Below are 253 nucleotides of genomic sequence, written 5' to 3'. Positions count from 1 at the left end.
AAGAAACCGATTGCGATATTGTATTTGGCACGATTGGAAAAAGCTGGAACGTAAACGTAAAAACCTTATTAGATTGGGGATAGAGCAAGGGCAAGCGTATGCTTGGAGTAGAACCCGAATGGGAGGATGGGCAACAGCCCAAAGCCCTATTTTAAAAACTACCGTAACCATCTCCAGACTCAAACGAAAAGGCTATAAACCGCTAGGAGATTACATCGATAGAGCGCAAACTTTAATCTGGTGAACCGCCGTA

General features: G+C 43.9%; 1 pseudogene. It reads left to right on the top strand.

Annotation, left to right across the window (positions count from 1 at the left end):
* Nucleotides 1-244, top strand: a pseudogene (locus MWU32_RS00435) (group II intron reverse transcriptase/maturase); the annotation flags it as partial.
* Between the last annotated feature and the right edge of the window lie 9 nt (nucleotides 245-253).

Source organism: Gelidibacter sp. F63206 (assembly GCF_023015735.1).
Note: the sequence above shows the minus strand (reverse complement) of the source record. Positions and strands in the feature narration are given on the sequence as shown.